At 64.4% G+C, this 8,570-nt stretch carries 10 protein-coding genes; 3 read left to right on the top strand and 7 right to left on the bottom strand.

The window, feature by feature from the left end:
* Positions 1 to 378 precede the first annotated feature (378 nt).
* From rpsT to CSW63_RS23220, 7 genes are all read right to left on the bottom strand, one after another.
* Positions 379 to 654: a 30S ribosomal protein S20 gene (gene rpsT / locus CSW63_RS23250; protein WP_004617408.1), complete on the bottom strand. Its 276-nt coding sequence runs from the start codon at positions 652 to 654 to the stop codon at positions 379 to 381.
* Between the two features lie 149 nt (positions 655 to 803).
* On the bottom strand, positions 804 to 1,592 hold the full coding sequence (locus CSW63_RS23245; RefSeq protein ID WP_062097454.1) for an enoyl-CoA hydratase: 789 nt from the start codon (positions 1,590 to 1,592) through the stop codon (positions 804 to 806).
* Positions 1,593 to 1,711: 119 nt separating this feature from the next.
* Positions 1,712 to 2,425, bottom strand: coding sequence for a DNA polymerase III subunit epsilon (gene dnaQ, locus CSW63_RS23240; RefSeq protein ID WP_062097452.1), 714 nt, complete (start codon positions 2,423 to 2,425; stop codon positions 1,712 to 1,714).
* A 31-nt stretch (positions 2,426 to 2,456) separates the two neighbouring features.
* The gene (gene coaE / locus CSW63_RS23235; RefSeq protein ID WP_062097450.1) at positions 2,457 to 3,056 is read right to left on the bottom strand and encodes a dephospho-CoA kinase; all 600 of its coding nucleotides are present in this window, start codon (positions 3,054 to 3,056) and stop codon (positions 2,457 to 2,459) included.
* 1 nt (position 3,057) lies between these two features.
* Positions 3,058 to 3,915, bottom strand: a complete 858-nt coding sequence (gene aroE / locus CSW63_RS23230) for a shikimate dehydrogenase (protein ID WP_062097448.1) — start codon at positions 3,913 to 3,915, stop codon at positions 3,058 to 3,060.
* Positions 3,912 to 4,511 (bottom strand): Maf family protein, encoded by a 600-nt coding sequence (locus CSW63_RS23225; protein ID WP_062097446.1) that lies wholly within the window; start codon positions 4,509 to 4,511, stop codon positions 3,912 to 3,914. Before CSW63_RS23225 ends, aroE begins: the two co-directional genes overlap by 4 nt.
* Positions 4,508 to 5,413 carry a pyruvate, water dikinase regulatory protein gene (locus CSW63_RS23220; RefSeq protein ID WP_062097444.1) on the bottom strand — a complete coding sequence of 302 codons (906 nt, stop codon included), beginning with the start codon at positions 5,411 to 5,413 and terminating at the stop codon, positions 4,508 to 4,510. Before CSW63_RS23220 ends, CSW63_RS23225 begins: the two co-directional genes overlap by 4 nt.
* Before the next feature lie 447 nt (positions 5,414 to 5,860).
* Between CSW63_RS23220 and hemE the strand changes: the two genes are divergently transcribed.
* The 3 genes from hemE to CSW63_RS23205 are packed head-to-tail and all read left to right on the top strand — an operon-like array spanning position 5,861 to position 8,420.
* Positions 5,861 to 6,916, top strand: a complete 1,056-nt coding sequence (hemE, locus tag CSW63_RS23215) for a uroporphyrinogen decarboxylase (RefSeq protein ID WP_062097442.1) — start codon at positions 5,861 to 5,863, stop codon at positions 6,914 to 6,916.
* Positions 6,913 to 7,956, top strand: coding sequence for a ferrochelatase (gene hemH / locus CSW63_RS23210; RefSeq protein WP_062097440.1), 1,044 nt, complete (start codon positions 6,913 to 6,915; stop codon positions 7,954 to 7,956). Before hemE ends, hemH begins: the two co-directional genes overlap by 4 nt.
* On the top strand, positions 7,956 to 8,420 hold the full coding sequence (locus tag CSW63_RS23205; protein WP_062097438.1) for a CopD family protein: 465 nt from the start codon (positions 7,956 to 7,958) through the stop codon (positions 8,418 to 8,420). The genes hemH and CSW63_RS23205 overlap by 1 nt, the downstream gene beginning before the upstream one ends.
* Positions 8,421 to 8,570: the final 150 nt, after the last annotated feature.

The following is an 8,570-nucleotide window of genomic DNA, read 5'->3' as shown; positions in this document are numbered from 1 at the left end:
CAATCGCCGCATACCTCAGCCGCCGCCCCCCATGGCGCGCGACCGTTTTTTCTCAACGCACACAGGTTCTTACTCGGCGAACACGATGGGTCCGCCGCCGCCTTGTTTTGTCCAAGACTGGAAGAGCGCTGAGACCCTTAAACTAGCCAGCGGCCCGGGCCGGTCAAACGGAAAACTTGCGTCCGATCGCGGATATTTCTGTTGACTCGCGAGAGGCCCTCGCCCCGCAAGGGAATAGCGACTTCGACTACTCTGATCACAGATTGCTACGTCAGGAATAGCGCGTTGGATTCAAAGCAAAAGCCGACCAGGTCTCCCTGATCGGCCTTTGTAAACTTTTGAAAAGATTGGATGAACTGGGTTCGTCCAATAACTGTACTAGGCGGCTGCCTTGTCCAGCTTCTTCAGGCGAGCCGCCAGGCGCGAAACCTTGCGCGAGCCCGTGTTCGGGTGGACGACGCCCTTCGAAACCGCGCGCATCAGCTCGGATTGAGCCTCGACGAAAGCGGCCTTGGCGACGGCGACGTCACCCTTGGCGATCGCGTCTTCGAACTTGCGCAGGAAGGTGCGCACGCGCGAGCGGCGGGCGGTGTTGACTTCGGTGCGGCGAGCGATCTTGCGGATCGCCTTCTTGGCGCCGGGATTATTGGCCATGGGTTGGACCTTCAAACGGACAGCCGCGCGGGCGGCCGCGAAGCAGGTGGAAATGTGAGCGCGCGGATATACGGGAAGCGCTGGCCTGGGTCAACGGTCCACAGGCAGGATTCCCGAGGCCGCTTCACCGTCTTCGTTGCTGATCCGGATCAAGCGCCCTTGAAGGCCGGTTTACGCTTCTCGACGAAGGCTGTCATGCCTTCCTTCTGGTCCTCGAACGCGAAAAGCGAATGGAACAGTCGGCGCTCCAGGGCCACACCCGTGGTCAAGGTGGTTTCATAAGCGGCCTCGACCAGTTCCTTGTTCATCGCTACCGCGAGCGGCGACTGGCTGGCGATCTTGGCAGCGATCCCGAGGGCTTCGTCGACCAGGCTTTCGGCCGGAAAGATGCGGGACACCAAGCCCGAGCGCTCGGCTTCCTGCGCATCCATCATCCGACCGGTCAGGATCATGTCCATGGCCTTGGACTTGCCCACAAAGCGCGTCAGGCGCTGGGTGCCGCCGATGCCGGGGGCGACGCCCAGATTGATCTCCGGCTGGCCGAACTTGGCGGTGTCGGCGGCCAGGATGAAGTCGCACATCATGGCCAGTTCGCAGCCGCCCCCGAGCGCGTAACCAGACACTGCGGCGATGATCGGCTTACGGCACTGCTCGATCGCACGCGCGCCGGCGGTGAAGAAGTCCGCCTTGAACATCTGGGCGTAGCTCTTGTCCGACATCTCCTTGATGTCGGCGCCGGCGGCGAAGGCCTTGCTTGAGCCGGTCAGAACGATGCAGCCCACACCGTCATCGGCCTCGGCCGCCGCCAAGGCCTCCGCCAACTCGCTCAGCAGGGTGGTGTTGAGCGCATTCAGCGCCTCGGGCCGGTTCAGTCGGATCAAGGTGACGCCCAGCGCGCTCTCCGGCGCCTCGACGATCAGGGTCTGGAACTGGGCCATCTCATTCTCCTGCTTCAGCCGGCGCAGTTATAGAGAGGCCATCGGTGTTGGGGAGCCCCCGCGCGGCGTCAAGGTCCGACGTGAACGCTCGAAATCCTTCCGGGATTTGAAAGAGCGCCTTATCCCTCGGCCACGACGACGCCAAACTGGATCCAGAGGGCCTTGTCCTTCAGGTTCTTGCGAACCCAGGCGGCGTGGACCTCGCGTTCGACGTCCGTGGAACGCGGCGCCAAGGGCCTTGGCCGCGCGCCATAGGCCCCCTGGACTGCGGCGGAGACCGCCAGGGCGCCGACCGAGTGGGTCAGTTCCAGCGCGCGCTCCTTGCCGCCCTGCAGCTCGAGATAGACCTCGGCCAGCAGATGGGCGTCGATCAGGGCGCCGTGCTTGTCGCGGCTCTCCAGGCTGATCTTGAACCGCTTACAGAGCGCATCGAGCGAGTTATACATGCCCGGAAAGCGCTTCTTGGCCATAGCCAGCGTGTCGACCCAACGCTCCTCGTGGATCGGCGCCTTGCCACATTTCTCCAGCTCGAAATTGACGAACTGGCGGTCGAACGCGGCATTGTGGGCCACCACAACGCTGTCGCCGACAAAATCCAGAAAGCGATCGGCGATTTCGTGAAACTTGGGCTTCCCGGTCAGGAAGGCGCTGGAGAGGCCGTGGACCTTTTCGGCCTCGGCCGGCATGTCGCGGAGCGGGTCGCAGTACTCATGGAACGAGCGACCCGTGGGCATGAAGTCGACCACTTCGATGCAGCCGATTTCGACCAGGCGGTCACCGGTCTTCGGATCGAAGCCGGTCGTTTCGGTATCGAGGATGATCTCGCGGGCCATGCCTCTTCCATGAAGCCGTTCGCGGCCCGCTTCAAGCCGACGGAGCGGTTCTCAACAGAGTCAGAAGGTCGCGGACCTGCTGACGCGCGTGGTCTAGACCTTGCCCCGTATCGATGACGAAGTCCGCGCGCGCGCGCTTTTCAGCGTCTGGTGTCTGGCGCGCCAGGATCGCCTCGAATTTCTCGGGCGTCATTTCCGGGCGGGCCAGGACCCGCTCGCGCTGAACCTCAGCCGGAGCCGAAACAACCACCACCTTGTCGACGCGCTTTTCGCCGCCTGTTTCGAACAGCAGTGGGACATCCAGGACCACGATGTCATGGCCCTCGGCCTTGGCCTTCTCGAAAAAGCCGATCCGGTGAGCGCCGACCAGCGGGTGGACGATGGTCTCCAGCTTGGCCAGCGCCTCGGGATCGCCGACCACGCGCGCGCTGAGCTTGGCGCGATCGATCGCGCCATTGACGACGACGCCGGGAAAGGCCGTCTCGACCGGCTCCACCGCCGCCCCGCCCGCAGCGTAGAGCGCGTGGACGGCGGCGTCCGAGTCGTAGACCGGCACGCCTTCGTCCTGGAACATCTTCGAGGTGGTCGATTTGCCCATGCCGATCGAACCGGTCAGACCCAGGATCAGCATGTCAGGCTTCTCCCAACAGCTTGAGCGCCAGGGCCCGGACATCGACCGTAGGGGAGGGGGCCTGGCCGTAGATCGCCTCAAAGGTTGGGATCGCCTGCCTCAAAAGCATTTCCAGGCCGTCGACCGTCCGGCGTCCCGCCGCCTCGGCGCGGCGCAGGAACTCGGTCCGCAGCGGCTTGTAGACCATGTCCATCACGACGGCGGTCTTGGGGGTCAAGGTCAGGTCGGCTGCGGGACCCGCGCCGCCGCCCAGACCCAGCGAGGTCGCGTTGATCACCAGGCCGGCCTCCGGCAGCAGGGCGGGAAGGGCGTCTTCGCCGTGGGCGAGGACCTTCTCCCCGAACGCGTCGGCCAAGTCCTGGGCTCGCGCCACGGTGCGGTTCACGACCGACACCTGCGGCGCGCCGGCCAGCAGCAGGGCCGCCACCGCGCCCCGCGCCGCGCCGCCCGCGCCGAGAATGACCACCGGCGCGGCAGTGACATCGAAACCTGGCGCCTGAATGGCGATCGCGCCCAGCAGACCAGGGCCGTCGGTGTTGTCGGCGTGGACACGGCCCTCGGCATCGAAGAGCAGGAGGTTGGCGGCTCCGGCCATTCGCGCCAGGTCGCTGGCGGTGTCGGCGACCGCCAGGGCTCTCTCCTTGAAGGGGATGGTGACGTTGACGCCGCGCACGACTCCGCCCCGCAGTCCGTCGACGAAGGTCTCGAACCGGTTGGCGGTCGGCGCGAACGGCACATAGGCCGCGTCGAGGCCGGCAGCGGCGATCCAGGCGTTATGGATGACCGGGCTCATCGAATGCTTGATCGGCTGGCCGCAGACTCCGCCGACAATCGCCGCGCCTGTGAGGGAATTGCTCATGCCGGCAGGGCTCCATGAAGACGCAGGAAATCCAGCAGGCCGATCAGCGGCAGGCCCAGGATCGTGAAATAGTCGCCCTCGATCTTGTCGAAGAGCTGAACGCCCTCGCCCTCCAGCTCGTAGCAGCCCACCGACCAGAGCAGGGCTTCGCCGCGACGCTCTATATATTCGTCTAGCCAGGCTTCGCTGAACGGCCGCACCGACAGCTTCGCGCTTTCGACCACTCGCCAGATCGGCTGGCCGTCGCGCGCGACGACCACGGCCGAGTGCAGCTTGTGGGTGGTTCCGCGAAGCTCGAGCAGGCGCGCCCGGGCCTCGGCCAACGAAACGGCCTTATCGATCAGCCGGCCGTTCAGATCGAGGGTCTGGTCGGCGCCGATGACAAGGCCAGATCGCTTGGTCGAAACCTTAACCGCTTTCATCTCGGCGAGCGCGTCGGCGATGTCGCGCGGGGTCACCGTCTCGGCCAGAAGTCCGGCCTTGGCCGCATCCTCGTCCACGCCGGGACTGACCGCGTCGAAGGTCACGCCGGCGTTTCGCAGGATCATCTGGCGCGCCGAACTTTGGGAGGCGAGCGTGATCGGTATGGGGCTCATCCCAAGACCTCGACCTTGCCACGACCTGCGGACAGAAGGTTGATCACCGCCGCCGCCGTCTCTTCCACCGAGCGCCGCGTGATGTCGATGACTGGCCAGTTCTGGCGCTCGAACAGGCGGCGCGCGGCGATGATTTCCTGACGGACCGCATCGGCGTCGACATAGTCGCTTTCGCGGTTCTCTTTCAGCGAGAGTAGGCGGTTGCGACGAATCTGGATCAGTCGGTCGGGCGAGGTGATCAGGCCGACGATCAGGGTGTTCTTCAGCGTGAACAGTTCCTCGGGCGGCGGTCGGCCGGGGACCAGCGGCACATTGGCGGCGCGCACGCCTCGGTGGGCCAGGTAGATGCAGGTCGGGGTCTTGGACGTGCGAGAGACACCCACCAGGATGACGTCGGCCTGGGTCAGATCCTGGCCGCCCTGGCCGTCATCATGAGCGATGGCGTAGTCGAGAGCTTCGATCCGGTCGAAATAGTCGTTTGTCAGCGCATGCTGAGCGCCGACCCGTGTCGAAATCCGGGCGCCCAGATACCGGGACATGGCGCTGATCACCGGATCCAGCGCGGCGATGCAGGGCATTTCCAGCTTGCGGCACCCCTCCTCAAGCGCCGTTCGCAATCCCGGATCGACAATCGTATGCATCACCACGCCCGGCGCGCCGGCGATCTCTTCAAGCGCGCGGTCCAATTGGCGCGTGGATCGCACCAGAGCGTAGATGTGTTCAATCGGCAGGATGTCGGTGAAGCGTGCGCAGACCGCCCGCGCCATTGCGTTGAGGGTTTCGCCGGTGGAGTCCGAAACTAGGTGGATATGGAAGTAGGTGGCGAAACGGGGCGGCAGCCTTTCGCCCTCGCCCTGCGCCAGACTCTCCTGTGGATCATCCGTTAACGGTTGCTTAACCACTTGCCCTGCCTCTGGGGACGCCCGGGCGCCAAGCAGCCCCGATGACGTCGTGACACGGCGCCGCTGTGATCAACGGTCGCATTGCTCGCCTAACATCCCCAGGCCCGCCCCGCACCCCCTGAACTCTGAATCTGGCTTGTCCAGAAGCGCGGGAAGAGTTCGGCGAGGGGTGTTTTTAGGCCGTCACGACGTTAAGAATTCATTAAGGTCTTCAAGGCGCTTGCCCGTTCATCCCCATGATTAACAGAGCCTTAACCCCCTGTGGGGAGCGCTGGGGGAAACCCGGGACGAGGTGTGCGAGTCACTCGCCTGCCAGGCGTTTTCCCCGCTTTGCAGTTGCCCTTCCGCCCCCTCCTTCAATCTTAATTTCTTATTAAGATATGTTAGAAAAATCTTAAGGGACGTCCGGGCTTGAGCCGAAGCCCGCGCCGGGCTTTAACCCGAGCCATGACGTCTTCTTCTCCGACCTCTGAGCACACTCCGAAATTTCTCTCCGCGCTGGAGGGGCAAAGGCATGCGAACCCTCCGGTCTGGTTCATGCGCCAGGCTGGCCGATATCTGCCGGAGTACCGGGCGGTGCGCGCCACGGCGCCGGACTTCATCAGCTTCTGCTTTGATCCTGAGAAAGCGGCCGAGGTCACGCTGCAACCGATGCGGCGGTTTCCGTTCGACGCTTCGATCGTGTTCGCGGACATCCTGCTGATCCCTGGCGCACTGGGCCAAAAGGTCTGGTTCGAAGCTGGCGAGGGTCCCAAGCTCGGAGACATGCCGTCCGTCGAGTCCATGGCCGAAAAGGCCGGGGAAGCAGGTAAGGCCCTTTCGCTCGTCGGGGAGACGCTGACCCGGGTTCGCTCGGCGCTTGATCCGGAGAAGGCCTTGATCGGCTTCGCCGGCGCGCCGTGGACCGTCGCGACCTATATGATCGAGAAGGGTTCCAGCGATCGCAGTGGCGCGCGGACCTTCGCCTACCAGAACCCGGAGACGCTGGACGCCTTGATCCAGGTGCTGGTCGACGCAACGATTGACTACCTGGCCATGCAGGTCGACGCAGGCGCCCAGGCCCTGAAGCTGTTCGAGAGCTGGGCGGAGGGCTTGTCGGAACCGCTGTTCGATCGTCTCGTCACCCAGCCGCACATCCGTATTGTCGAAGGCCTGCGGGCTCGCGGTGTCACCGTCCCGGTCATTGGTTTCCCGCGCGGCGCCGGAACCTTGGTCGAGGACTACGCCGCCAAGACGCCGGTGCAGGCCGTGGCGCTGGACACCTCGGCCTCAGCCAAGCTCGGTCAGACGATCCAGAAGACCAAGACCATCCAGGGCGCGCTTGATCCGTTGCTGCTCCGGGCCGGCGGAGATGCGCTGCTCAAGCGCGTCGATGAAATGCTCGAGCAGTGGAACCAGGGTCCCTATATCTTCAATCTGGGCCACGGCATCCTGCCCGATACGCCGATCGCCCATGTCGAGGCCGTGCTGGAGCGGGTGACCGGACAGAAGGTGGCCAAGTGAGTCAGAAGCTCGCCGTCGTTCTTTTCAATCTCGGCGGGCCCGATGGCCCCGACGCCGTGCGGCCGTTTCTGTTCAACCTGTTCCGCGATCCCGCGATCATCGGCGCTCCGGCGCTGATCCGGTATCCGCTCGCGGCGCTGATTTCGACCACGCGTGAAAAGTCCGCCAAGGCCAACTACGCCATCATGGGCGGCGGTTCGCCTTTGCTGCCGGAAACGGAAAAACAGGCGCGTGCGCTGGAAGCCGCTCTGGCGACGGCGATGCCGGGCGTCGAGGCCAAGTGCTTCATCGCCATGCGTTACTGGCATCCGCTGACCGGTGAGACCGCGCGTCAGGTCGCGGCTTTCGCGCCGGACCAGGTGGTGTTGCTACCACTTTATCCGCAGTTCTCCACCACCACGACGGGCTCGTCGCTGAAGGCATGGAAGAAGGCCTACAAGGGTTCGGGCGTTCAGACCACGGTGGGCTGCTATCCGACTGAGGCCGGTTTGATTGAGGCCCATGCCCGGATGGCTCGGGAAAGCTGGGAGAAGGCGGGCTCACCAACGAACGTGCGGCTGCTGTTCTCCGCCCATGGTCTGCCAGAAAAGGTGATCCTGGCCGGGGACCCTTACCAGAAGCAGGTGGAGGCGACTGCTGCTGCGGTCGCCGCGCATCTGCCGTCACAGATTGAGTGGACCGTCTGCTACCAGAGCCGAGTGGGTCCCCTGAAGTGGATCGGGCCGTCGACTGACGATGAGATTCGTCGCGCCGGCGCGGAAGGGAAGGGGGTGATGATCACCCCGATCGCCTTCGTCTCCGAGCATGTCGAGACCTTGGTCGAGCTTGATCACGAATATGCCGAGCTGGCCGAAGAGGTCGGTGCGTCGCCCTATCTGCGCGTCGCCGCTTTGGGCACGGCGCCCGCCTTCATCGACGGGCTGGCCAAAGCGGTTCGAGCAGCGGTCGACAGCAAGGCCGGTACGACGGCTTCGGCCTGCGGTTGGCGTTGCGGACCGGAGTGGTCTAAGTGTCCTTGCCGGGAAGGAGCGCTGGCGTGATGGATTTCCTAGTGGCGCACTTTAACCTGGTGCGCGGGCTGCACATCCTCGCCGTCATCGCCTTCATGGCCGGTATGCTCTATCTGCCGCGCCTGTTCGTCTATCACACCAAGGCCGCGCCGGGCTCGGAGATGGACGAGACCTTCAAGGTGATGGAGCGTCGTCTCCTGAAGGGCATCATCAACCCGGCCTCGATCGCCACGGCGGTTTTTGGCCTGGGCCTGATCCTCGCCGACTCGCAGATTCGCGGCTGGGATTTCTTGCTGCAGCCGTGGATGGTCGCCAAGCTGGCGGCGCTGGTCGGGCTGTACGGCTTCCACGGATTTCTCTCGGCTTCGCGCAAGAAGTTCGAGCGGGGTGAGAACGTCCGGCCTGAGAAATTCTGGCGGATGGTCAACGAGATCCCCTTTGTTCTGGCGATCGTCATCGTGATCTCGGCGACGACGAAATACCTCAACCACTAAGCTTTCGGCGGCGGCGCTTGACCCGCCGCCGTCCGCGTGGTTTGCATCCCCAGTCGGTTCGGCGCTCGCCGGGCCATATTCTCCCACGGATTGGCGCCCGTCCTGGCGCGCCCGCGAGCGATCCCGCCGCAAGTCCGTTCCCCGAACGAT

Source organism: Caulobacter sp. FWC26 (assembly GCF_002742645.2).
GTDB lineage: Bacteria > Pseudomonadota > Alphaproteobacteria > Caulobacterales > Caulobacteraceae > Caulobacter.
Note: the sequence above shows the minus strand (reverse complement) of the source record. Positions and strands in the feature narration are given on the sequence as shown.

Excerpts from the sequence above, each read along its gene's own strand:
- CSW63_RS23205 (WP_062097438.1), top strand. The coding sequence starts at position 7,956 with ATGGATTTCCTAGTGGCGCACTTTAACCTGGTGCGCGGGCTGCACATC.
- CSW63_RS23225 (WP_062097446.1), bottom strand. The coding sequence starts at position 4,511 with ATGAGCCCCATACCGATCACGCTCGCCTCCCAAAGTTCGGCGCGCCAG.
- rpsT (WP_004617408.1), bottom strand. The coding sequence starts at position 654 with ATGGCCAATAATCCCGGCGCCAAGAAGGCGATCCGCAAGATCGCTCGC.
- coaE (WP_062097450.1), bottom strand. The coding sequence starts at position 3,056 with ATGCTGATCCTGGGTCTGACCGGTTCGATCGGCATGGGCAAATCGACC.
- CSW63_RS23245 (WP_062097454.1), bottom strand. The coding sequence starts at position 1,592 with ATGGCCCAGTTCCAGACCCTGATCGTCGAGGCGCCGGAGAGCGCGCTG.
- aroE (WP_062097448.1), bottom strand. The coding sequence starts at position 3,915 with ATGAGCAATTCCCTCACAGGCGCGGCGATTGTCGGCGGAGTCTGCGGC.
- dnaQ (WP_062097452.1), bottom strand. The coding sequence starts at position 2,425 with ATGGCCCGCGAGATCATCCTCGATACCGAAACGACCGGCTTCGATCCG.
- hemE (WP_062097442.1), top strand. The coding sequence starts at position 5,861 with ATGACGTCTTCTTCTCCGACCTCTGAGCACACTCCGAAATTTCTCTCC.